The sequence below is a fragment of the Actinomadura sp. 6K520 genome, assembly GCF_004349245.1.
In the GTDB taxonomy this organism is placed as follows: Bacteria; Actinomycetota; Actinomycetes; order Streptosporangiales; family Streptosporangiaceae; genus Spirillospora.
In genome coordinates this window covers 30,446-52,952 of the sequence record NZ_SMLC01000004.1, presented here as the reverse complement: position 1 = coordinate 52,952, position 22,507 = coordinate 30,446, and the positions used below count along the sequence as shown (strand labels likewise).

The following is a 22,507-nucleotide window of genomic DNA, read 5'->3' as shown; positions in this document are numbered from 1 at the left end:
GGCGTCGAAACGAGGCCGCCCTAGAGTCGGCGGCATGGGATTCCGCGACCTGCACCACGGTGATCATCCGCTGGTCCTGCCCAACGCGTGGGACTTCGCGAGCGGCGCGGCGCTGGTCGGGGCCGGATTCCCCGCGATCGGGACGACCAGCCTCGGCGTCGCCGCGGCGGCGGGCAAGACCGACGCGGCCGGGGGCACGCGGGAGGAGACGCTGGCGCTCGCCCGGCTCCTGTCCCGCCTTCCCGTGCCGGTCACGGTGGACATCGAGGGCGGGTTCTCCACCCGGGCCGCGGACGTCGCCGCCCTCGTCACCGAACTGGCCTCGCTCGGGATCGCCGGGGTCAACCTGGAGGACGGGCGGGCCGACGGCACCCTCGCGCCGGTCGGCCACCAGGCCGCCGTCATAGCGGCGGTGAAGGAGGCCGCGCCGCAGGTGTTCCTCAACGCCCGAACCGACACGTTCTGGCTGGGCGCCGCCGACCGGGACGAGACGCTGCTGCGGGCCCGCGCCTTCGCGGAGGCGGGCGCGGACGGGATCTTCGTCCCCGGCATCGTGGACGACGCCGACATCCGGGCCGTCCTCGACACCACGGACGTCCCGCTGAACGTCCTGTACCTGCCGGGCAGGACCGAGTACGCCCGGATGGACCGCCTCGGCGTGCACCGCGTCAGCACCGGCTCGCTGCTGTTCCGCCGCGCGCTCCAGGTCACCGTCAGCGCGGCCCTCGGCGTCACCGGCGAAGGCGGCGACCACCCCGCGCCGTCGTACGGGGACGTGCAGCGGCTCGTCCGGCCCTAGGCGGGCTCGGGGCAGCCGGGGACCGCGTCGACGACGCCGCGGGACCCCACCCAGCGGGAGCGGTCGGCCGCGTAGTAGGCGGCGCCGTCGGGACCGGCGGGCCCGTCCGGCCCGCGGCGCATCCCGAGCTGCAGGGCGATCTCCGCCGACGCCGGGTTCGCCATGTCGATCTCGGCCGTGACCCGGTGCACCCCCACCACGCCGAAGGCGTAGTCGAGGACCGCGCGGGACGCCTCGGCCGCCAGTCCCTGGCCCCAGCGCTCCGGCTGCAGGCTGTAGAGGATCTCCACGTCCACGCCGTGGCCGAGCGGCCCGTCGCGGTGGCCGAGCCCGGCCATCCCGATCAGCGGCTCGCCCGCCGCCGGCCCGTCGATCCCGCCGCTCCAGCGCGCGGGACGCAGCGCCCACAGCCCGTAGCCCTCGGTGGCGAAGTCCCGCTCGCTGGCGTCGATGATCTCGCGCACCTGGGCGGCGGAGATCGTCCGGTCGCCGAACAGGTGGCGGCGGACGAGCGGTTCCGTCCAGTGCGTCAGCAGCGCGGCGTGGTCGCTCATCGTCACCGGGTGCAGCGCGAGCCGGACCGTGCGCAGCACCTCAGTCATCCCCGGCGCCGTCCGCCGCGGGCCACTCGGGCGGGGTCATGCCGTCCGGGACGCCGACCCGGAAGACGCGCATCTGCAGCGCCAGCGCCCGGTAGTAGCCGACGAGCGTGACGAGCTCGACGAGGGCGGGGCGGCCGAGCGTGGCGGCGGCCTCGGTGAACACCGCGTCGCCGAGGTCGTCCTCGGCGGCGAGCTGCCGCGTCGCCTCGTAGACGACCCGTTCGCGGACGTCGGCGAACATGGGCGCGCGGCCCTCGCGCAGCGCGTCCATCTCGTCGTCGCGGAGCCCGGCGCGGCGCCCGATCCGCTCGTGCGCGTACCACTCGTAGTCGGACCGGACGTGCGCGGCGACGACCAGCGTCGCGATCTCCCGCTCGCGCTTGGTGAACGCGGTCCGGAAGCGGAGCGCGGCACCGAGGTCCTGCAGCGGCAGCCCCACGGACGGGCTGTACAGCATGGCGTTGAACGGGCCGAGGAGCCGTCCGGACTCGTCGGCCATGAACGGGGGGAGGCGGTCGGCGGCGCGCGGTCCGCCGGTCAGCGCCTCGTACAGGAGCCGCTGCTCGTCGCTGAGGGAGCCGGGGAAAAGCAGGGGGAGCCGGGCCGCGGCGGGCCCGCGCGGAGGCCGGTCGTCGACGTGCTCACCGCTCACGGGGTCGATCACCCACCGCACGCTAGGCGTTCGGCAGGGAGGGCTCAAGTCCCCGTCCGGTATGTGAAACCGCGGGCACACCATGACGTAGCGGCCGCGTAACACGCGTGGGCGAGCCTGGTCGCCGACACACGCCGGGACCGAACGGGCGCCGGCCCCGTGAAGGGAACGCTCCAATGCCACTGTTCCGTATCCGCACCGAGATCGAGGACAGGCCCGGCCGCCTGGCCCTGCTCACCGCCGCGCTCGGCCGGCGCGGCGCCAACATCCTCGGCCTGTCCGTCCAGCTGGACACCGACGGTGTGGTGGACGAGTTCGTCGTGGACGTCCCGCACGGCGGCCCCGGCGCCCGGGAGCTGGCCGAGACGCTGGGCGCCGCCGGCGGGGTGCGCACGGCCGTCCGCCCCGCCCGGCCGCACGAGCTGGTGGACGAGCCGACCCGCGCCCTGGTCCTGGCGTCCCGGCTGCGCGCCGAGCCGGACGCGGTCCCCGCGATCCTCGGCGAGCTGCTCCGCGCCGACGACGCCTCCTGGGACGTCCCCCGCCGGGACTGCGCGGACGCCGACGTGCTCGTCGTCCCGGTGGGACGCGGGCGCGCGGTCCGGCTCCGCCGGTTCGGGCTGCCGTTCACCGCGACCGAGGCGGCGCGGGCGGACGCGCTGGTCCGGTCCGCGCTGCCCGCTCCGCCGCGCAGTCCCGTCCCGCGCCGCGTCGTGCTCCGCGACGGGACGCAGGTCGTCGTCCGCCCCATCGGCGCGGACGACGACGACGGCGTCCGGGCGCTGCACGAGCGCTGCTCGCAGGACAGCCGCCGGATGCGGTACTTCAGCCCGATGCCGGCTCCGCCGCGCCGGGCGATCGAACGGTTCCGCGACCCCGCCTACGGCCGCACGCTCGTCGCCGAGGGACCGGACGGGTCGCTGCTCGCGCTCGCCCACCTCATCCACGTCCTCGATCCCGGCGTCGCCGAGATGGCCTTCCTCGTGGAGGACGGCTGGCAGGGCCGCGGCCTCGGCCGGGCCCTCGCGGACCTGCTCGTCGCGCTGGGCCGGGACCGGGGCGTGGTGGAGCTGCGCGCGATCGCGCTGAGCGAGAACACCCGGATGCGCCGGCTACTGACCTCGCTCGGCGGCCGGACGCGGCGCACCGCCGACCCCACCGTGGTGGAGATCCGGCTGCGGCTGGACGGGCGCCCGGCCGGGCCCGGCGCGCTGGCAGGATGGCCGGGTGACCGGCATCTATGACAATCCCTGGGCGTACGAGCTGGCGTGCTCGTTCCGCGACGTGCCCGCCGAGGTCGAGGTACTGCTCGCCTGGTGCGCCGAGCACCGTCCGGGCGGCCCGGCCGCGACGGTGCTGGAGCTGGCGGCCGGGCCGGCCGAGCACGCCCGCGAGTTCGCCCGCCGCGGCCTGGCGGCGACCGCGCTCGACCTGAACCCGGAGATGTGCGCCCACGCGGCCCGCGCGGCGGAGCGCCAGGGCGTCGAGCTGCAGGTCGTGCGGGACGACATGACCCGGTTCGACCTGGGCCGCCGGTTCGACCTCGTCGTGACCATGCTCGACTCGACGTCCCACCTGATGACGCTGGACGCGTTCGTCGCGCACCTGCGCCGGGCCGCCGCGCACCTGTCCCCCGGCGGCCTCTACATCGTCGAGATGTCGCACCCCCGGGACCGGCTCGGCGACGAGCCCACCGTCGGCACGGCCTGGACGGTCGATCGTGACGGCGTCCACGCCGATGTGCGCTGGGGCGAACCCGCCGACCGGCTCGACCCGGTGACGCAGATCGCCGACGACCACGTCACGGTGACGGTCGAGGCCCACGGCGCGACCCTCGTGATACGCGACGTCGTCCCCTACCGCTTCTGGTCGGCCACGGAACTCGACGCCGCCGTCCGCCTCGCCGGCGACCTGGACCCGGTGGCGCAGTACGGCGACTTCGGGGCCGGCGAGGACGCGGTGGCCCTCACCGACCCCGGGGCATGGCGCATGATCACCGTGCTGCGCGGCGCCTAGGGGGTGGGCGTCCAGCCGGGCATCGGGTAGGACGTGAGCAGCTCCCGGATCTGCCCGGCGACGCGCTCGACGACCGTCTCGTCCTGCTTGGCGGTGGCCTGCACGACCTCGTCGATCCATGCCGCGACCTGCGGCATCCGCTCCTCCTCCAGCCCGCGGGTGGTGATCGCGGCGGTGCCGAGCCGCAGCCCGGACGGGTCGAACGGCTTGCGCGGGTCGAACGGGACCGCGTTGTAGTTCAGCTCGATCCCGGCCCGGTCGAGGGCCTGCGCGGCGGGTTTGCCCGCGACCCCCTTGTTGGTGAGGTCGATCAGGATGAGGTGGTTGTCGGTGCCGCCGGAGACCAGGTCGTAGCCGCGCTCCAGCAGCGCGGCGGCGAGGGCCTTCGCGTTCGCGACGACCTGCCGCGCGTAGCCGGAGAAGTCCCGCCGCGCGGCCTCCTTCAGCGCGACGGCGATCGCGGCGGTGGTGTGGTCGTGCGGGCCTCCCTGCAGGCCGGGGAAGACGGCCTTGTCGATCGCCTTCGCGTGCTCGGCCGTCGACATGATCATCGCGCCGCGCGGGCCGCGCAGCGTCTTGTGCGTGGTCGTGGAGATCACGTCGGCGTGGCCGACCGGGGACGGGTGCGCGCCGCCCGCGATCAGCCCGGCGATGTGCGCGATGTCGGCGGCCAGGACCGCGCCGGTCTCCCGGGCGATCTCGGCGAACGCGGGGAAGTCGATCGTCCGCGGGATCGCGGTGCCGCCACACCAGATGAGCTTCGGCCGCTCCTTGCGGGCCAGGTCGCGCACCTGGTCCATGTCGACCCGGCCGGTGTCGGCGCGCACGTCGTACCGGACCGGCGTGAACCACTTGCCGGTGGCCGACACCGACCAGCCGTGCGTGAGGTGCCCGCCCATCGGCAGCGACAGGCCCATCACCGGGTCGCCGGGCTCCAGGAACGCCATGTAGACGGCGAGGTTCGCGGGTGACCCGGAGTAGGGCTGGACGTTGGCGTGCTCAACGCCGAACAGCTCCTTCGCCCGGTCGATGGCCAGCAGCTCGATCGGGTCGACGTTCTGCTGCCCCTCGTAGTACCGCTTGCCCGCGTAGCCCTCGGAGTACTTGTTGGTCAGGACGGTGCCGGTGGCCTCCAGGACCGCCTGCGACACGTAGTTCTCCGAGGCGATCAGCCGGATCTTCTCGTACTGGCGGCGGGCCTCGTCCTCCACCAGCCCGGCGATCTCGGGGTCCTGCTCCAGCAGATGGGGTACGGCCGGTTCGTGCATGGTGAGCCTCCGCTGTCGGCGCCGGGACTTCGGGCGCCCCGACGAGGGGGCCCGTACACCCAGGCGCGCGGTGTGCGGACTACGTACGCTCCCCGGTGGTCGCCTCCACCTTGACTGCGCCAGTCGCGTGCGCCCCATCATACCGAGCCGCCCGCCGCCCGCGCGGTGACCGTGCCGGGACCGACACGACGAACAGGCCGCCCAGCAGGAGCAGCGACCCGGCCGCGACGGGCGCCGACATGCGCTCGCCGAGCAGGAGGATCGCGAGAGCGGCGGCCACCAGCGGCTCGGCGAGGCTGAGCGTCCCGGCGGCCGCCGCCGTGACGCGCTCCAGGCCCGTGACGAAGCACATGTACGCGGCGGCGGTGGCGGCGATCCCCAGCCAGGCCACGAGCACCGCCGACCCGGGTGCGGCGAGTGCGGGCAGCTCGGTCAGCGTCCACGGCAGCAGCACCGCTCCCCCGGCGAGCAGCGTCACCGAGACGGCGGCGGTCATCCCCACGTCGCGGCCGGTGAGGACCTTGGCCGACACGGTGTAGACGCCGAAGCACGTCCCGGCGAGGAGGCTCAGCGCGATTCCGGCGGGGTCGGCGCCGCCGGCGGAGCCGGGGGCCATCAGCAGCGCGACGCCGCCGATCGCGCCGGCCGTTCCCGCCCACCAGCGGCGGCTCAGTGCGGTCCCCAGCACGATCCGCTCGCACAGCCCCGTCGAGACCGGTGCCAGCCCGAACACGACGGCGGTCGCGATGGCGGCACCCGTGCGGTTCACCGAGCTGAAGAAGGCCGCCTGGAACGTGCCGGTCGCGGCCGACGCGGCCAGCAGCGGCCCCCAGGTCCGCCGGGTCAGCGCGCGGAACGCCCGCGGCCTCGTCAGGAGGACCAGCGCGGCGAGGATCAGGCCGCCCGAGAAGATCCGGGCTCCCCCGACCGCGACCGGACTCGCCGACGACTCCGCCAGCACCTGCGCCGGCCCGACCGTCCCCCAGAGCACCCCGGCGGCGAGCACCAGCAACGTCCCGGATGATTCATTCCGTCGATACACGCGACTGAAGTTAGAAGAATCTACGCACTTGTCGTGAGAGTTCCGTACTTCCTTCGCCGCGGGTGCTCGTGGCCGTCAATCATTCGTCCGTGGACGCACCATCCACGGCTCACCCGTAAGGCGTTCGGTCCCCGGGCCTCCCTGCCGACGGAAGTTCGCCCTGCTCGACCGGCTGGACGTGGTCGTACACGACCGTGGTGCGGACGTCCACGAACTCCTTGCGGCGCGCCAGCCGGTCGAGCACGAAGTCGCGCAGGTACGCGGTGCTCGGCACCGCCACGTGGACGAGCAGATCCTCGTTGCCCGTCACCACGAACACCCCGACGGCCTCGGGCATCGCCGCCATGCCGTCGCGCGCCGACTCGATCGCCTCCCGCGACTGCGGCCGGATCCGGATCGAGATGAGCGCCTGCACGCCCCGGTCGAGCCGTTCGAAGTCGACCGCGGCGTGGAATCCCGTGATGACACCGCGGGAGCGCAGCGCACGTGTCCGCTCCAGCGCCGTGGAGGGCGCGATCCCCACCGCCTCCGCCAGTTCCCGGTTGGTCTGCCGTCCGTCCCGCTGCAGCCGCCGCAGGATCGCCTGATCGACCGCGTCCACGCCACCTCCCAAGATCCCCACCACGAACCGAACCCAAGGTGCAGAAACGCACAAAAAGCGCCGCCCCTCCGAAGGATATTCGGAGGAGCGGCGACATCGACCAGGTCCCGGCCACGCCCCGACCACAACGTTCTGCCCTCACCACGGAAGCGGTTCCGAGCCTGCGAGAAAGCGAGCCACCGCGCTGACGCGCGCCGTCGCTACCCGCCAACCTCAGCCAGCACCGCAACCCCGCAACGACATCAACGCTTGCGATCGCGTCCGAAGGCAGGTTTCGAGCCTGCGAGAAACCTGATCGCGCAGCGAGCCGCAAGGCGAGCCGAAGCGATGCAGCGATCGCGCGCATTGCCCGCCGAAGGGAAGGCGCCCTAGCGCCTGACCGCCAAGGGCAATGCAAACAAACTCGCCTCAGCGGCTGGCGGACTCCAGGGCCTTCTTGACGGCGGCGCGCTTCTGGCGGAGCTTGGCGAGGGCCTCTTCGAGGATGGCCTCGCCGTCCTCGTCGCTGCGGCGCTCCTTCACGTACGCGAGGTGCGTCTTGTACGGCTCGGTCTTCGGCGGCGCCGGGGGGTTCTCCGAGTCCTGGCCGGCGGGGAACCCGCAGCGCGGGCAGTCCCAGGTCTCGGGGACCGCGACGTCGGTCGCGAAGCTGGGCCGGGTCTCGTGCCGGTTGGCGCAGTAGAACGTCACCCAGACGCGGGGGGCGGCGTCGCCGCGCTCCGCCTCACCCATCGGACCGGCTCCGACACGGCTGCCCCGAATCGCGTTGCCACTACCCACGGAGTACTCCTCGCTCAGTGTTTCCGCCGCCGCCCGCGGTCTCCGGTGGGCGGCGCGGCGCTCGCATGCTGTCTGACGGGTGGTTCAGGAGGCGTCGCCCTTGAACAGCAGCCCGAGGACGATGATGGACGCGGACCAGACCAGGCCGACGGCGACGGTCAGCCGGTCGAGGTTGCGCTCCACCACCGACGACCCGCCCAGGGACGTCGAGATACCGCCGCCGAACATGTCCGACAGTCCGCCGCCCTTGCCCTTGTGCATCAGGACGAGAACCACCATCAGCAGGCTCGACAGGATGAGCACGATGGCCGTTGCGATGATCACGATTCTTCAGCGCCTTGTCGTTCGTAGTTCGGGACGGTGGATGCGGCCGGGCGGTTTACCCGTCAGGTACGAAGGGTACGACGAACTACCCGCTGGTTCGGCAAGAACCCCCAGTTCACGCAGAATTGATCAGTTTTGATCAGACGGGGAGATCCCGGTACCGGCAGATCTTGACGAATTCTCCCGGGTCCAGGCTGGCACCACCGACCAAGGCACCGTCCACGTCCTCCTGCGCCATGAGCTTGGCGACGTTGCCGCTCTTGACCGAACCGCCGTACAGGATACGCGCCTGGTCGGCCAGTCCGCCGTCGTAGAGCTCGGCGAGCCGCGTCCTGATGGCGCCGCAGACCTCCTGCGCGTCCTGGGGGGTGGCGACCTCGCCGGTGCCGATGGCCCAGACGGGCTCGTATGCGATCACGGTGCGCCGCGCCTGGTCGGCGGGGATCTTCTCCAGTCCGCCGTCCAGCTGCGCCAGGACGTGCGCGACGTGCTCGCCGGCCTTGCGGACGTCCAGCCCCTCGCCCACGCACAGGATCGGGGTGATGTCGGCGCCGAGGGCGGCCCTGGCCTTGGCGTTGACGACCGCGTCGTCCTCGGCGTGGTACTGGCGGCGCTCGGAGTGCCCCACGGCGACGTAGGTGCAGCCCAGCTTGGCCAGCATCGCGGCGGAGATCTCACCGGTGTAGGCGCCGGAGGCGTGCTGGGAGACGTCCTGCGCGCCGTACTGGATCCCGAGCTTGTCGGCGTCGACCAGCGTCTGCACCGAGCGGATCGCCGTGAACGGCGGGAGCACGGCGATGTCGACGGCGTCGTGGTCGGCGTCCTTGAGGGCGAACGCCATCTTCTGCACGAGCTTGATGGCGTCGAAGTGGTTGTTGTTCATCTTCCAGTTGCCCGCCATGAGCGGCTTGCGGCCGCTCTGCGCGCCGGAAGGGGTCGTTCGCGCCACGTGTCAGTCCTCCAGGGCCTGCAGGCCGGGCAGCGTCTTGCCTTCGAGGTATTCGAGGCTGGCGCCGCCGCCGGTCGAGATGTGCGAGAAGGCGGCCTCGTCGAAGCCGAGCCGCCGGACGGCCGCGGCCGAGTCGCCGCCGCCGACCACGGTGAACGCGCCGGAGTCGATGAGGCCCTGGGCCACGGCGCGGGTGCCGTGCGAGTAGGGCTCCATCTCGAACACGCCCATCGGGCCGTTCCAGAAGACCGTCCGGGCGTCGGCGAGGCGCGCGGCGAAGAGCTTGCCGGACTCGGGGCCGATGTCCAGGCCGAGCCGGTCGGCCGGGATCGCGTCGGCGGCGACCACGCCGTGGTCGGCGTCGGCGGAGAACGCGGTCGCCGCGACGATGTCGACCGGGAGGACGAACTCCACACCCGACTCCTCGGCGCGCCGCAGGTACTCGCGGACGGTGTCGAGCTGGTCCTCCTCCAGGAGGCTCTTGCCGACCTCGTGCCCCTGGGCCTTCAGGAACGTGAACACCATGCCGCCACCGATCAGGATGCGGTCGGCCTTGCCGAGCAGGTTGTCGATCACACCGAGCTTGTCGGACACCTTGGAGCCGCCGAGCGCGACGGCGTAGGGCCGCTCGACGTCCTCGGTGAGCTTCCGCAGCACCTCGACCTCGGCGGCGATCAGCCCGCCGGCCGCGTGCGGGAGCCGCCGCGGCACGTCGTACACCGACGCGTGCCTGCGGTGCACGGCACCGAACCCGTCCCCGACGTAGAGCTCGGCGAGCGCGGCGAGCCGGTCGGCGAACGCGGCGCGCTCGGCGTCGTCCTTGCTGGTCTCGCCGGGCTCGAAGCGCAGGTTCTCCAGCAGCGCGACGCCACCGTCGGGGAGCCCGGCCGCGACCGCGCGGGCGGAGTCGCCGACGACGTCCCCGGCGGCGGCCACGTCCGCGCCGAGCAGCTCGCCGAGCCGCGCGGCGACGGGGGCCAGCGAGAACTCGGGCTTCACCTCGCCCTTGGGGCGGCCGAGGTGGGCGCAGACGACGACCTTGGCGCCCCGGGCCCGCAGCGCCTCGATCGTCGGCAGGCTCGCGCGGATCCGCCCGTCGTCGGTGATGGAGCCGTCCTCCAGCGGGACGTTCAGGTCGGCGCGGACGAGAACGCGCCTCCCGGCGACGTCGAGATCGTCAATGGTCCGCATCGGGATGTCGGTGTCCTTCCGTACACGGCCGCGCCGTGGCCTCGCGCCCTGTCTCTGCACGGTCTCCGTGCACGGTGCGCGGCCACGGCGCCGACGGCTGCGATCAATGTTCTCCCGGGGGCGGCCCCCAAGCCCCCCGAGGCCGCGCCCAGAGGCGCGTTACAGCTGCGCGCCGACGAGCTTGACGAGGTCGACGAGGCGGTTGGAGTAGCCCCACTCGTTGTCGTACCAGCCGACGACCTTGACCTGGTCGCCGATGACCTTGGTCAGCCCGGAGTCGTAGATGCAGGACGCCGGGTCGGTGACGATGTCGGCGGAGACGATCGGGTCCTCGGTGTAGGTGAGGTACCCCTTCAGCGGGCCGTCGGCCGCGGCCTTGAACGCCTCGTTGACCTCCTCGACGGTGACGTCGCGGGACACGGTCACGGTGAGGTCCGTGGCCGAGCCGGTCGGCACCGGGACGCGCAGCGCGTAGCCGTCGAGCTTGCCCTTGAGCTCGGGCAGCACGAGCCCGATGGCCTTCGCGGCGCCGGTGGAGGTCGGCACGACGTTGATCGCGGCGGCGCGGGCGCGGCGCAGGTCCTTGTGCGGCGCGTCCTGGAGGTTCTGGTCCTGCGTGTAGGCGTGGATCGTGGTCATCAGGCCCTTCTCGATCCCGAAGGAGTCGTTCAGGACCTTCGCCAGCGGGGCCAGGCAGTTGGTGGTGCAGGAGGCGTTGGAGATCACCGTGTGGTTCGCGGGGTCGTACTTGTCCTCGTTGACGCCCAGGACGACGGTGAGGTCCTCGTTCTTGGCCGGTGCGGAGATGATGACCTTCTTGGCGCCGTTGTCGGCGTGCACCTTGGCCTTGGTCGCGTCGGTGAAGAAACCGGTGGACTCCACGACGACGTCGGCGCCGACCTCGCTCCAATTGAGGGCGGCGGGGTCGCGCTCCGCGAACGCCTTGATGCTCTTGCCGCCCACGACGATCTCGTCGGCGGTGGCGCGCACGTCCTCGGGGAGACGGCCGAGGATGCTGTCGTACTTGAGCAACTGGGCCAGGGTGGCGTTGTCGGTCAGGTCGTTCACGGCCACGACCTCGATGTCGGCCCCGGACGCCTTCACGGCGCGGTAGAAGTTGCGGCCGATCCGGCCGAACCCGTTGATGCCTACTCGGATGGTCACGGAAAGGCTCCTCGCACGTCGATAGCGTCCGGCGCTGCCGGACTGTCAACTACGGTCGATCAGGGGGATCTCCCCCACGCTCGACCCTATCCAATGACCCGCGAGTAGCTTGACACCGGCGGTGTGGGAATCCCGGGGTGATCGCGTCTCCCCCGGCAGGGGGATGCCTCCGGTTCCGCCCCCGCTCACGACATATGGGACGCCCCTTCACTACACTCGCCGTCCATGCGCGGCGGGTGGCTCGTCCTGATCTTGAGCGGGGTGGTCCTGCTCGCGTGCCCGCCGCCGGCCGTCGCGCGGGAGCGCGCGGAGCCGCCGTCCCGCGCCGACCACATCGCCGCGCAACTCCGCCGCGACCCCGTCTACGTCACCGACCACGCCCCGCGGGTGCTGCCGCCGGACGCCGCCGCGCGGATCAAGACGGCCGTCGCGCGCCTCGGCGCCCCGACCTACGTGGCGGTCACCCCCACCGTCGGCCTCAGCACGGGGCGGCACGGCGAGTCCCTCCTGCCGCTGCTGCGCGACCGGCTCCGCCGGGACGGCGTCTACCTCGTGGCGTCCCCGACCTCGCCCGACGGCGAGGTCCGCCAGTACGGCGGTTCCCGGCGGCTGCCGCTTGAGGACGCGTGGCGGGCCGCCCAGAACGAACTCGCCTACGACGCGAGCACCCCCGAGCGGATCGAACTCTTCGTCGACATCGCCCTGTCGGGCCGGGCACGGGAACGTGCCCAGAACCCGCCGCCGAGACCGAAGTCGAAGGTCCGCAAGGCGCTGGACGCCGACGATGCCGCGGACCGGCGGGCGGCCCTGGTGGAGTGGGGGGTGTTCGGCGGGAGCGCCGCGCTCAGCGGAGTGCCCCTCCTCACCTTCCTGACCCTCCGCCGCGTCCGCCGGGGCACGCGACAGCAGCGGAGAACGAAGAGTCCGGCGAAGGGCCGCAGATGAGACGCGCGGGCACCGTGGCGATGCTCGCCGCCCTCCTCCTCGCACTGGCCGGCCCCGCCGTCGCCGCGGACGATCCCCCGCACGCCTACCAGCGCCTGGACCGGATCTCGGCGGCCCTGGAGAAGGACCCCCTGTTCGTCGACCCCGACGTCAGCCATGCCCTTGGCGAGTCCGAGCGCGCCCGGGTCCGCCGGGCGATCGGCGCGACGTCCCGCAGCCTCGGCGTGCCCGCCTATGTCGTCGTCGTCCCGAACCCGGGCGACTCGGAGTCCCAGGGCCGCGACGAGGCGTTCCTGTTCGCGTTGCACGAGCGCTCCGGCCGCGACGGCCTGTACCTCATGTCCAATTCACGCGGCGGCCTGGAATCCGAGGCGTTCCGGGTCCCGCGCCGCTACCGGTACTCGGTGCTGGACGACGACCAGCCGGGCTCCTGGCGGCCCGCCGACCGCGAGCGGCCGTTCGACGACCTCGCGCAGCGGATCGTCGAGCGCCTGGACAGCTACGCGACGGCCCCTTCGGCGTCCCCCGGAATGCCGACGCTGTACTCCAGTCCCGACCCGTTCGGGGAGGAGAACACGTTGCGGCCGGCCGAGCCGGAGATCTCGGGCCCCCTCGTCACCGGTCTCCTGTTCGCCGGTCCCGCCGCGGCCGTCCTGCTGTACTGGACGGGCGTCGGCGTCCTCGCCCTGCTGCGCCGCGAGAGCACGCCGCGGAACAAGCGGAAGCCCGTGCGGCACGGCACGGCCTGGACCGAGCCCAGCATGCGGCGGCTACGGCGCCAGGCGGCCAACGAGGTCGGTGCGCTCCGCCAGGCGCTCGTCACGGCCGACGCCGAACGCGGACGCCCCTATGCCATCTCCGCCTACGACGCCGCCCAGATCCTCTACGACGACGCCAAAGAGGATGAAGACCGCGCCATCGACCTCGTCGGCGCGATCGTCCTCGCGCGCCAGGGACAGGCCGCGCTCAGCCGCGACATCGCCGACCCGCCCGTCCCCTGCGTGGTGAACCCGCTGCACGGCGACTCCGTGAGGCGCAGGCGGCTGGCGAAGCTCACCCACAAGGTCCTCCCGAAGCCGTGCCCGCTGTGCGAGACCTGCGCCGGCATCGAGACGCGGCAGGGGCTGACCGACCGGCACCTCCTCAAGGTGCCGGGCCCCGGCCGCAGCCGCCCCCACACCGCGATCCCCGGCGTCTGGCGGGACACCGCCTGGGGGGCCACCGGCAAGAAGTTCCTTCCCCGTGTGATGAGGTATCTCGGTGTCGAGTGAACCGTCCCCCGGCGAACGGCTGGCGGCCGCGCTGCGCCGCTCCCCGATCTACGTCGACCCGTCGCTGGCGTCCGCGCTCCCCCAGGCGCAGCGGCGCGCGCTCATCGCGAGGTTCCGGAAGGCGCCCGCGCCCGTCTTCGTCATCCTCGTCCCCCTGGTCGCGGGCGGTACCTGGTCCGACTCCGAGGAACTGGCGACGGTCGTGCACGACCGCCTCGGCCGCGACGGCATCTTCATCACGTTCGACGACAGGACCGACGACCTGGCCGCACGGGAATGGGGCGGCGAGTACCAGGCCCGCGACGCCGCGTGGGCCGTCGCCCTCGACCGCGCGATGGACGACGCGCCGCTCGCGGACAAGCTGTCGCGCATCGTCGACCTGATCGTCTCCGGCACCGGCACCCGGGAGTACAAGCGGGTCTCCGCCGAGATCAGGGCACGCGTCAGCAGGCGCCCCGAAACCCGTGACCGCCCGGCGCCGGACGAGGACGGCGGCCTGGCGCTCCCCCTGGGCGCGGCGGGAGCGGCCGCCGCCGGCGTCGCGGGCCTCCTGCTGTGGCGCCGCCGCCGCATGGCGTCCGCCGCCCGGCGCGAGGTCGCGGGCGAGGGCCTCCTCATGCCCCGCACGGTGTTCGCCACCGCGAGCCGCGCGAACGAGGACCAGCTCCGCGAGCAGGCGTCGCACGAGGTCATCACCTTCGGTGAACTCCTGGACGAGAGCAGCACCCCGGCGAACGAGCGGGCCGGCACCCTGATGGCCAGGGCCCTGGACGCCTACCAGGCCGCCGGCAAGACCCTCGACGCGGCCCGGGGCGTCCCCGACCTCGCGGGCGTCCTGGTCCTGGTCGACCAGGGCCGCGACGCCCTCGCGTCCGCCCAGGCCGTCGCGAAGGGCAGGCCGGAGATCCCCGAGATGCCCCTCTGCTTCTTCAACCCCCTGCACGGGGACGCCACGACGAAGCTCGACTGGCGCCCCATCGGCACCCGCGAGCGACTCCGCGTTCAGGCATGCCGCACCTGCGCCCGCGCGGCCCGCAACAAGCAGACCCCGGACGTCCTCACGGACACCCGCGACGGCCGCCCCGTCCCCTACTACGAGGCCGACCCGGCCCAGAGCATCTGGGCCGAGACCGGCTACGGCCAACTCCGCCCAGACCTGATCCACCGAATCCTCAGAGGCGACCTGAACAAGACCGACTGAACACACCTCTTGGAGCCCCAACCCGGCCGAGGCCACGGGTCGTGCGGCCGGAGCGAGCGCAGCGAGCGCAGGCCGCAGGACCCGCCGAGCCGGGCGACCGCAGCGACACGACGCAAACCCGCACGGTCGCACGGACCCGCAGCGTGGCGTGAGGATCGACCGGCTCGTCACGGGGGGTTTGGGGGGTCGCCCCCCCAAACGACTAAGGCGCCAGCATGTCCGCCGTCAGGTTGGCGTCGGTGCCGGGGATGCCCTGGTCGCCGGCGCGTTTGTCGGCCATGGCGAGGAGGCGGCGGATGCGGCCGGCGATGGCGTCCTTGGTGAGGGGCGGGTCGGCGAGCTGGCCGAGTTCTTCGAGGGACGCCTGCTTGTGTTCGAGGCGGAGGCGGCCGGCGTTGACGAGGTGCTCGGGGGCGTCGTCGCCGAGGATCTCCAGGGCGCGGGCGACGCGGGCGCCGGCGGCGACGGCGGCGCGGGCGGAGCGGCGGAGGTTGGCGTCGTCGAAGTTGGCGAGGCGGTTGGCGGTGGCGCGCACCTCGCGGCGCATGCGGCGCTCTTCCCAGGCGAGGACGCTGTCGTGGGCGCCGAGGCGGGTGAGCAGGGCGCTGATGGCGTCGCCGTCGCGGACGACGACGCGGTCGACGCCGCGGACCTCGCGGGCCTTGGCGTGGATCTTGAGGCGGCGGGCGGCGCCGACGAGGGCGAGCGCGGCCTCGGGGCCGGGGCAGGTCACCTCCAGCGACATGGACCGGCCGGGTTCGGTGAGCGAGCCGTGCGCGAGGAACGCGCCGCGCCAGGCGGATTCGGCGTCGCAGGCGGCGCCGGCGACGACCTGGCGGGGCAGGCCGCGGACCGGGCGGCCGTTGTTGTCGATGAGGCCGGTCTGCCGGGCGAGCGACTCGCCGTCGCGGAAGACGCGGACGACGTAGCGGTTGCCCTTGCGCAGGCCGCTGGGCGCGAGGACGACGACCTCGGAGGTGTGCCCGAACACCTCCGCGATGTCCTTGATGAGGCGCCGTGCCGCGACACCGGTGTCGATCTCGGCCTCGATCACGATGCGGCCGCTGACCAGGTGCAGCCCTCCCGCGAAGCGCAGCAGCGTCGAGACCTCGGCCTTGCGGCAGCACGGCTTCATGACCGTGAGCCTGCTCAGCTCGTCCTTGACCACACCGGTCATCGCCATCTGATGAACCCTCCCCCTATCGGACTCCCAGCAGTGTGGCCGATTCCGGCCGCGCGGGTCGTCAGTCGGTGAATATCTTGTCGAAGGCTTGGGCCAGCCGGGCGGGTTCATGACGTGCTGAGCCGTCGTCGGCGGCGACGTCGGCGAGGACGAGGCGCCCGCCGATCTCCTTGACGGCCTTGTCGAGGGCCACCGGGTCGTCGACCACCCCGTCGTCGGCGATGACGACGTCCACGCTGAGGTCGGGTGCGTGCGCCCGCAGGACCTCCAGGTGGGTCTGGGGGGAGAAGTCGTCGGTTTCGCCGGGCTGGGGGGCGAGGTTGAGCGCGACGGCGCGGCGGGCGCGGGTGGAGGTGAGGGCGCGCGCCAGCGCCGGGACCTTGAGGTGGGGCAGGACGCTGGTGAACCAGGAGCCGGGGCCGAACACGATCCAGTCGGCGTCCGCGACGGCGGCGAGGGCTTCGGGGCAGGCGGGCGGGTCGGCGGGCACGAGCGACACCCCGAGCACGGTGCCGGGCGTCTTCGCGCAGGCGACCTGCCCTTTGACGTGGGTGATCTCGTCGGGGCGGGCCGGGTCGGCGCCGCGGACCTCGGCGACGATGTCCATCGGGACCGCGGCCATGGGCAGCACCCGGCCGTGCGCACCGAGCAGCCGCCCGACCCAGTCGAGCCCGGCGACGGTGGAGCCGCCGGGCGCGTCGGCGGCACCGGCTTCGAGGAGTTCCCACAGGGCGACGATGAGGAGGTTGCCGACGGCGTGGTCGCGCAGGTCGCCCTGGCTGCGGAAGCGGTGCTGGACGACGTCCCGCCAGGTCTGCCCCCATTCGTCGTCGCCGCACAGCGCGGCGAGCGCCATCCGCAGGTCGCCGGGCGGGAGCACGCCGAGTTCGCGGCGGAGGCGTCCGCTGGAGCCGCCGTCGTCGGCGACGGTAACGATCGCGGTCAGCCGGTCGGTGACGCGGCGCAGCGCCGACAGCGAGGCGTAGAGGCCGTGACCGCCGCCGAGCGCGACGACCTTCGGGCCGTTAAGCTTCACCGTGCCGTTTTCCTGCTCTCCTCGTGCGGGGCCCGCGCCGGGTTACGGGCGGGCGTCACTCGCGGCCGAGGTCACGATGGGCGACCTGCACCTCGATGCCCTCGTCCCGCAGGCGGGCGGCGATCTGTTCCGCCATGGCCACACTACGGTGTTTGCCGCCGGTGCAGCCCACGGCCAGGGTCACGTAGTGCTTGCCCTCGCGCTCGTACCCGGCGGACAGCAGGCGCAGGACCTCGGCGTAGGCGTCCAGGAACTCCTTGGCGCCGCGCTGGCCGAGCACGTAGTCGCGGACGGCGGTGTCGCGGCCCGTCTTCGGCCGCAGCTCCGGAACCCAGTGCGGGTTCGGCAGGAACCGGCAGTCGACGACGAGGTCGGCATCGACCGGCAGGCCGTACTTGTAGCCGAACGACACGACGGTCGCGCGCAGGCTGGACTCGCCGGTGTCGTTGCCGAAGAACCCGATGATCTTGTTGCGCAGTTCGTGCACGTTGAGGCCGCTGGTGTCGATCACCAGGTCGGCCTCGGCGCGGACCTCGCGGACCAGTTCGCGTTCCCGCGCGATGCCGTCGACGAGGCGCCCGTCGCCCTGCAGCGGGTGGGGGCGGCGCACGCTCTCGAAGCGGCGCACCAGGTCGGCGTCGCTCGCCTCCAGGAACACGACCCGCGGGTGGACGCCGCGCGCCTCCAGCTCCGCGATCGAGGAGTGCAGGTCCTCGGTGAAGGCGCGGCTGCGGACGTCCACGACGACGGCGATGCGGGGCACCGCGTCCTTCACCCGGCCGCCGAGGTCGGCCATCGTGGCCAGCAGCCCCGGCGGCAGGTTGTCGACCACGAACCAGTCGAGGTCCTCCAGGGACTTGGCCGCGGTGCTGCGGCCCGCCCCGGACATGCCGGTGACTATCACGATGTCCGGGATCTTCGTCTCGGTGCTCATGACCGCCTCCCCCTGTGCTCCCCGTCCGCGCCGGCTCCGACGCCGCCGCCGTCCCCGCCGGGCCTTCCCCGCGGGACCGCGGCGCCGTGCAGGGCCGCGACGATTCCCTCGGCGCTGCGCATGCCGATTCCCGGGACCTCGGCGACCTGCTCGGGCGTCGCGTCCTTCAGCCGTTTCAGCGAGCCGAAGTGTTTCAGCAGCGCCGCGCGGCGCGCCGGGCCCAGACCAGGAACGTTATCGAGTTCGCTCGTCGTCATGGACTTGGATCGCCGTTGCCGGTGGAAGGTGATGGCGAACCGGTGGGCCTCGTCGCGGATCCGCTGGACGAGGAACATGCCCTCGCTGTTGCGCGGGAGGATGACCGGGTCGTCCTCGCCGGGCAGCCACAGCTCCTCCAGCCGCTTGGCGATGCCGCAGACCGCGATGTCGTCGACGCCCAGCTCGTCCAGCGCCCGCTGCGCGGCGGCGACCTGCGGCGGGCCGCCGTCGACGAGCACCAGGTTGGGCGGGTAGGCGAACTTGCGGGGCCTGCCGGTCTCGGGGTCGATCGGCTGGTGCGCGCCCTCCGCGGCCTCGGCGGAGTCCCCGAGGTGGTCCAGTTCGCCGGTCTTCTCGGTCTCGGCGAGGTAGCGCTTGAACCGGCGGGTGATGACCTCGTGGATGGAGCGGACGTCGTCCTGGCCCTCGACGGCCTTGATCGTGAACCGGCGGTACTCGCTCTTGCGGGCCAGCCCGTCCTCGAACACGACCATGGACGCGACGACGTTCGTGCCCTGCAGGTTCGAGACGTCGTAGCACTCGACGCGCAGCGGCGCCTCGTCCAGGTCCAGCGCGTCCTGGATCTCCTGCAGCGCCCGGCTGCGGGTCGTCAGGTCGGACGCGCGGCGCGTCTTGTGCTGCTTGAGGGCCTCGTGCGCGTTGCGCGCGACGGTCTCCAGCAGCGACTTCTTGTCGCCGCGCTGCGGGACCCGCAGCCGCACCGGCCCGTCGCGCCGCTCGGACAGGAGCTCGGTCATGGCGTCCTCGTCGGGTGGGAGCGCCGGGACGAGCACTTCGCGCGGCACCGACTCGCTCTCGCTGTAGATCTGGATGAGGAAGTGCTCGACCAGGTCGGCGGTGCTGACGTCCGCGACCTTGTCGACCACCCAGCCGCGCTGCCCGCGGATCCGGCCGCCGCGCACGTAGAAGACCTGGACGGCCGCCTCCAGCTCGTCCTCGGCGAGGGCGATCATGTCGCAGTCGGTGCTGTCGGCGAGGACGACCGCCTGCTTCTCCAGGGCGCGCTCAAGGGCGCGGATGTCGTCGCGGAGGCGGGCGGCGCGCTCGTACTCCTGTGCCGCGGCGGCCTCGCGCATGTCGCGTTCGAGGCGCTTGATGAACCGGGTGGTGTGGCCCGCCATGAAGTCGCAGAAATCCTCGGCGAGCAGGCGGTGCTCGTCCGGGGAGACGCGGCCGACGCACGGCGCCGAGCACTTGCCGATGTAGCCGAGCAGGCAGGGCCGGTCGAGCTGGTGCTGCCGCTTGAACACGCCCGCGCTGCACGTCCGGACGGGGAACACGCGCAGCAGCTGGTCGACCGTCTCCCGGATCGCCCATGCGTGGGAGTACGGCCCGAAGTAGCGCACGCCCTTGCGTTTGGCCCCGCGCATCACCATCACCCTCGGGAACTCCTCGTTCAGGGTGACGGCGAGATACGGATAGGACTTGTCGTCGCGGTAGCGGACGTTGAACCGCGGATCGAACTCCTTGATCCAGGAGTACTCGAGCTGGAGGGCCTCGACCTCGGTGGCGACGACCGTCCAGTCGACGCGGGCGGCGGTCCGCACCATCGTCTGGGTGCGGGGGTGCAGCGCGGAGAAGTCGGCGAAGTAGGAGTTCAGCCGCTGGCGCAGGTGCTTCGCCTTGCCCACGTAGATGACCCGGCCGTGCTCGTCGCGGAATCTGTACACGCCGGGGGATTCCGGGATGGAGCCGGGTGCGGGTCGGTAGGTCGCCGGATCAGCCACGTTCATGAGCCTAGTCGGCGGGGCCGACACGCCGTCGCGCCCGTGCCCCGGTTCGGGTGCCGGGCCGGGGTGACGGGTCGGGGTGACGGGTCGGGGTGACGGAGATCTCGCCGTCCGGCCCGGGTGATACCGCAGGCAGCGGAAAGGCAGAATCAAGCGTACGTTGTGCGAATGGAGATCGTCGCTGCCTGAGGGGGTCGTCGCGCAGGTGTCCGCGTTCTGGGGATGGGTCGTCCTGGCCGCCGTGGTCGCCACGTCCGTGATCGTCGTGGAGGCCGTCCGGCGGCTGCTGGCCGGCCGGCTGTCGGCGCGCTGGCCGGGCGCCGGACGCGTCGCCCGCCGCGTCGCCGCGCCGGCGTTCGCGTTCGCGGCCGTCGTCAGCGCCAACGCCGCGATGCCGTACCACCTGCTGGACGTTGGCGCGGAGGGCCTGGTCCGGCACATGCTGCGGATCGCCGCGATCGGCGTGAGCACCTGGCTGCTGCTGCGTATCGTCTACGCGCTGAGCGATCCGCCGCTGGAACGCCTGACGCGCATCGAGGGCGAGCGCAACCGGCGGGCCCGGCGGGTCCGCACCCAGATGCTGCTGCTGCGCCGCATCGCCGCCGTGGTGATCGTGGTCCTGGCGGTGGGCGCCGCGCTGTTCACCTTCCCCGGCGTCCGGGCGATCGGCGCCGGGGTGCTGGCGTCGGCGGGCGTCGCCGGGCTGGTCGTCGGCATCGCGGCCCGGCCGACGCTGGGCAACCTGCTCGCCGGGCTGCAGCTGGCGTTCAGCGACGCGCTGCGGCTGGACGACGTCGTCGTCGTGGACGGCAACTGGGGCCGGGTCGAGGAGCTGACCCTGTCCTACGTGGTGCTGCGCCTCTGGGACGACCGCCGGATGATCTACCCGGTGTCGCACTTCACCGAGCAGCCGTTCGAGAACTGGACCCGACACTCCAACCGCCTGCTCGGCTCGGTCGAGCTGCACGTCGACTGGTCCGTGCCGGTCGACGAGCTGCGCCGCGAGCTGTACTCCGCACTGCAGGAGAACCCGCTGTGGGACCGCCGGGAGTGGGTCCTGCAGGTGGTCGACGTGCAGCCGAACGGGCTGGTCACCCTCCGGGCGCTGATGAGCGCCGCCGACTCGGCGAGCACCTGGGATCTGCGCTGCGACATGCGCGAGCACCTGGTCTCCTACATCCGCGACAACCACCCCGGCGCGCTGCCCCGCTTCCGCGTCGGCCGCGCGGACGGCACGGCCGGCGGGTCCCCGGACGGCGCCGCGCCGGACGGCGGGCGCGCGGACGGCCGCGCGGCGGCGGACCGGGAGGTCGTCGGCGGGGAGGCCGCCGGGGGCCCCGGGGAAGACGAGCGGGCCGCCCGCCGCGGGAGCGCCCCGCACGGGGACGGCTCCCCGCGCGGGGACGGCCCGGCGCGGCCGAAGACGCTCAGGCGAGCATGATCTTGTCCCCCTGGACGGTGATCCGCCGCTCCTCCAGGGGCCTGTCCGCCGGCGGGTTCACCACCGAGCCGTCGGTGATCTTGAACTTGCTGCCGTGGCACGGGCAGTTGATCGTGCCGCCGGCGACCGCGTCGACGCTGCATCCGCGGTGGGTGCAGGCCGCGGAGAACGCCGTGAACTCGCCCTGCGCGGGCTGGCACACCACGACCTCCGCGTCCTTGAAGACCTTGCCGCCGCCGACCGGGATCTCACCGGCCGACGCGAGCGTCTCGCCGGCGCCGCCGCCAGCGGCGCCGCCACCCGCCTCCCCGCCTTCGGAGCCGCCCGCGTCGCCGCCGTCCCCGGAGCCGCCGCACGCCGCGGCGAGCCCGGCGAGGCCCGCGAGCCCCGCCCCGAGCAGGACGCCCCTGCGGGTGTTCCCGCCGTCCGGCGCGTCTCCCGGCGCGCGCTCCGCCTCGTCGGCCTGCGTCCCGGGCTCCTGTGGCATTCTCACCCTCCAGTGATCTCTCCGGTTCCGGTGCGTCACCAGTGATCACGCGCGGGAGGGGAAGTTGGTTCAAAACAGAACCAATTTTTCGGGTTCCCGCCGGAGGGCCTCGCTCAGGTGACGACGATCCCGCCGTTCCTGACCTCGACGGGGTACTCGGTCAGCCCCTTGTCCGCGGGGCCCTTCTGCACCGCCCCGTCCGCGATCTTGAACTCGCTGCCGTGGCAGGGGCACCGGATGAGCCCGTTCTGGACCTTGTCGACCGAGCAGCCCTGGTGGGGGCACACCGCCGTGAACGCCTTGTACGTGCCTTCGGCCGGCTGCGTCACGACGACGTTCTCGTCGGCGTAGACCTTTCCGCCGCCGACCGGGATGTCGGCGGCCTTCGCGATCTCCTGGCCCTTGAGGTCCTCGGCGGACTTCGCGTCCCCGCCGCTCGCGCATCCGGTGAGCAGGGCGGCGCCGGCGACCCCGGCGCCGCACAGCACGGTGCGGCGCCCGATCCCCCCGTTCCCGGCCGATCCCGCTCGCTGCGGGACTCCGGGCGTCACTTCGTCAGTCATGGCTCCATGATCCTGGACCCGGCCCCGCACCCCGCACCGACCCACCACC

Annotated in this window: 23 protein-coding genes and 1 riboswitch; of the genes, 8 read left to right on the top strand and 15 right to left on the bottom strand. The window is 73.1% G+C overall.

Features of this window, described 5'->3' with window-relative positions:
* Positions 1–34 precede the first annotated feature (34 nt).
* A complete protein-coding gene (locus tag E1289_RS02315; protein WP_131974743.1) occupies positions 35–799 on the top strand; it encodes an isocitrate lyase/phosphoenolpyruvate mutase family protein in 765 nt (254 codons plus the stop codon).
* On the opposite strand, the gene E1289_RS02310 is transcribed toward E1289_RS02315, so the two are convergent.
* Positions 796–1,401 (bottom strand): GNAT family N-acetyltransferase, encoded by a 606-nt coding sequence (locus E1289_RS02310; protein WP_131974741.1) that lies wholly within the window; start codon positions 1,399–1,401, stop codon positions 796–798. The genes E1289_RS02315 and E1289_RS02310 overlap by 4 nt on opposite strands.
* Positions 1,394–2,065 (bottom strand): carboxymuconolactone decarboxylase family protein, encoded by a 672-nt coding sequence (locus E1289_RS02305; RefSeq protein ID WP_131974739.1) that lies wholly within the window; start codon positions 2,063–2,065, stop codon positions 1,394–1,396. Before E1289_RS02305 ends, E1289_RS02310 begins: the two co-directional genes overlap by 8 nt.
* A gap of 164 nt (positions 2,066–2,229) precedes the next feature.
* Here E1289_RS02305 and E1289_RS02300 point away from each other — a divergent pair, with 164 nt between their 5' ends.
* Entirely contained in the window at positions 2,230–3,297 is a 1,068-nt protein-coding gene (locus E1289_RS02300; RefSeq protein ID WP_131974737.1) for a GNAT family N-acetyltransferase, read from the top strand.
* Positions 3,281–4,069 carry a class I SAM-dependent methyltransferase gene (locus E1289_RS02295; RefSeq protein ID WP_131974735.1) on the top strand — a complete coding sequence of 263 codons (789 nt, stop codon included), beginning with the start codon at positions 3,281–3,283 and terminating at the stop codon, positions 4,067–4,069. The genes E1289_RS02300 and E1289_RS02295 overlap by 17 nt, the downstream gene beginning before the upstream one ends.
* On the opposite strand, the gene glyA is transcribed toward E1289_RS02295, so the two are convergent.
* The gene (gene glyA / locus E1289_RS02290; protein WP_131974733.1) at positions 4,066–5,337 is read right to left on the bottom strand and encodes a serine hydroxymethyltransferase; all 1,272 of its coding nucleotides are present in this window, start codon (positions 5,335–5,337) and stop codon (positions 4,066–4,068) included. The genes E1289_RS02295 and glyA overlap by 4 nt on opposite strands.
* 50 nt (positions 5,338–5,387) lie before the next feature.
* Positions 5,388–5,474, bottom strand: a riboswitch (ZMP/ZTP riboswitch).
* A gap of 102 nt (positions 5,475–5,576) precedes the next feature.
* On the opposite strand from glyA, the gene E1289_RS39365 reads away from it, so the two are divergent.
* Positions 5,577–5,876, top strand: coding sequence for a hypothetical protein (locus E1289_RS39365; RefSeq protein WP_243712555.1), 300 nt, complete (start codon positions 5,577–5,579; stop codon positions 5,874–5,876).
* Between the two features lie 612 nt (positions 5,877–6,488).
* Here E1289_RS39365 and E1289_RS02280 read toward each other — a convergent pair.
* From E1289_RS02280 to gap, 6 genes are all read right to left on the bottom strand, one after another.
* Positions 6,489–6,980, bottom strand: coding sequence for an Lrp/AsnC family transcriptional regulator (locus E1289_RS02280; protein ID WP_131974731.1), 492 nt, complete (start codon positions 6,978–6,980; stop codon positions 6,489–6,491).
* A gap of 408 nt (positions 6,981–7,388) precedes the next feature.
* Positions 7,389–7,760, bottom strand: a complete 372-nt coding sequence (locus E1289_RS02275; RefSeq protein WP_131962259.1) for an RNA polymerase-binding protein RbpA — start codon at positions 7,758–7,760, stop codon at positions 7,389–7,391.
* An 84-nt stretch (positions 7,761–7,844) separates the two neighbouring features.
* The gene (gene secG, locus E1289_RS02270) at positions 7,845–8,084 is read right to left on the bottom strand and encodes a preprotein translocase subunit SecG (protein WP_131974729.1); all 240 of its coding nucleotides are present in this window, start codon (positions 8,082–8,084) and stop codon (positions 7,845–7,847) included.
* Between the two features lie 139 nt (positions 8,085–8,223).
* Positions 8,224–8,985 carry a triose-phosphate isomerase gene (gene tpiA / locus E1289_RS02265; protein ID WP_131974860.1) on the bottom strand — a complete coding sequence of 254 codons (762 nt, stop codon included), beginning with the start codon at positions 8,983–8,985 and terminating at the stop codon, positions 8,224–8,226.
* A 51-nt stretch (positions 8,986–9,036) separates the two neighbouring features.
* Positions 9,037–10,224 (bottom strand): phosphoglycerate kinase, encoded by a 1,188-nt coding sequence (locus E1289_RS02260; RefSeq protein WP_131974727.1) that lies wholly within the window; start codon positions 10,222–10,224, stop codon positions 9,037–9,039.
* Positions 10,225–10,383: 159 nt separating this feature from the next.
* Entirely contained in the window at positions 10,384–11,388 is a 1,005-nt protein-coding gene (gene gap, locus E1289_RS02255) for a type I glyceraldehyde-3-phosphate dehydrogenase (protein WP_131974725.1), read from the bottom strand.
* A 225-nt stretch (positions 11,389–11,613) separates the two neighbouring features.
* On the opposite strand from gap, the gene E1289_RS02250 reads away from it, so the two are divergent.
* Genes E1289_RS02250 through E1289_RS02240 form a run of 3 tightly spaced genes read left to right on the top strand, consistent with a single transcriptional unit; the run spans position 11,614 to position 14,805 of the window.
* On the top strand, positions 11,614–12,333 hold the full coding sequence (locus E1289_RS02250) for a hypothetical protein (protein WP_131974723.1): 720 nt from the start codon (positions 11,614–11,616) through the stop codon (positions 12,331–12,333).
* The gene (locus tag E1289_RS02245) at positions 12,330–13,604 is read left to right on the top strand and encodes a hypothetical protein (RefSeq protein WP_131974721.1); all 1,275 of its coding nucleotides are present in this window, start codon (positions 12,330–12,332) and stop codon (positions 13,602–13,604) included. The genes E1289_RS02250 and E1289_RS02245 overlap by 4 nt, the downstream gene beginning before the upstream one ends.
* On the top strand, positions 13,594–14,805 hold the full coding sequence (locus E1289_RS02240; RefSeq protein ID WP_131974719.1) for a hypothetical protein: 1,212 nt from the start codon (positions 13,594–13,596) through the stop codon (positions 14,803–14,805). Before E1289_RS02245 ends, E1289_RS02240 begins: the two co-directional genes overlap by 11 nt.
* Before the next feature lie 202 nt (positions 14,806–15,007).
* Here the strand turns inward: E1289_RS02240 and whiA are convergent, their stop codons facing one another.
* The 4 genes from whiA to uvrC all read right to left on the bottom strand — a co-directional run bounded on the left by whiA (position 15,008) and on the right by uvrC (position 19,970).
* Complete coding sequence (gene whiA, locus E1289_RS02235; RefSeq protein ID WP_131974717.1) at positions 15,008–15,988, bottom strand: DNA-binding protein WhiA; 981 nt, start codon at positions 15,986–15,988, stop codon at positions 15,008–15,010.
* A 61-nt stretch (positions 15,989–16,049) separates the two neighbouring features.
* Positions 16,050–17,024 (bottom strand): uridine diphosphate-N-acetylglucosamine-binding protein YvcK, encoded by a 975-nt coding sequence (gene yvcK, locus E1289_RS02230; RefSeq protein ID WP_131974715.1) that lies wholly within the window; start codon positions 17,022–17,024, stop codon positions 16,050–16,052.
* A gap of 55 nt (positions 17,025–17,079) precedes the next feature.
* The gene (gene rapZ / locus E1289_RS02225; RefSeq protein ID WP_131974713.1) at positions 17,080–17,958 is read right to left on the bottom strand and encodes an RNase adapter RapZ; all 879 of its coding nucleotides are present in this window, start codon (positions 17,956–17,958) and stop codon (positions 17,080–17,082) included.
* Positions 17,955–19,970 carry an excinuclease ABC subunit UvrC gene (gene uvrC / locus E1289_RS02220; RefSeq protein ID WP_207928729.1) on the bottom strand — a complete coding sequence of 672 codons (2,016 nt, stop codon included), beginning with the start codon at positions 19,968–19,970 and terminating at the stop codon, positions 17,955–17,957. The genes rapZ and uvrC overlap by 4 nt, the downstream gene beginning before the upstream one ends.
* Before the next feature lie 157 nt (positions 19,971–20,127).
* Between uvrC and E1289_RS02215 the strand changes: the two genes are divergently transcribed.
* Positions 20,128–21,408 carry a mechanosensitive ion channel domain-containing protein gene (locus tag E1289_RS02215; RefSeq protein WP_131974709.1) on the top strand — a complete coding sequence of 427 codons (1,281 nt, stop codon included), beginning with the start codon at positions 20,128–20,130 and terminating at the stop codon, positions 21,406–21,408.
* Here the strand turns inward: E1289_RS02215 and E1289_RS02210 are convergent.
* Complete coding sequence (locus E1289_RS02210; RefSeq protein ID WP_131974707.1) at positions 21,395–21,895, bottom strand: Rieske (2Fe-2S) protein; 501 nt, start codon at positions 21,893–21,895, stop codon at positions 21,395–21,397. The genes E1289_RS02215 and E1289_RS02210 overlap by 14 nt on opposite strands.
* Positions 21,896–22,008: 113 nt before the next feature.
* Positions 22,009–22,458, bottom strand: coding sequence for a Rieske (2Fe-2S) protein (locus E1289_RS02205; protein ID WP_131974705.1), 450 nt, complete (start codon positions 22,456–22,458; stop codon positions 22,009–22,011).
* Positions 22,459–22,507 lie beyond the last annotated feature (49 nt).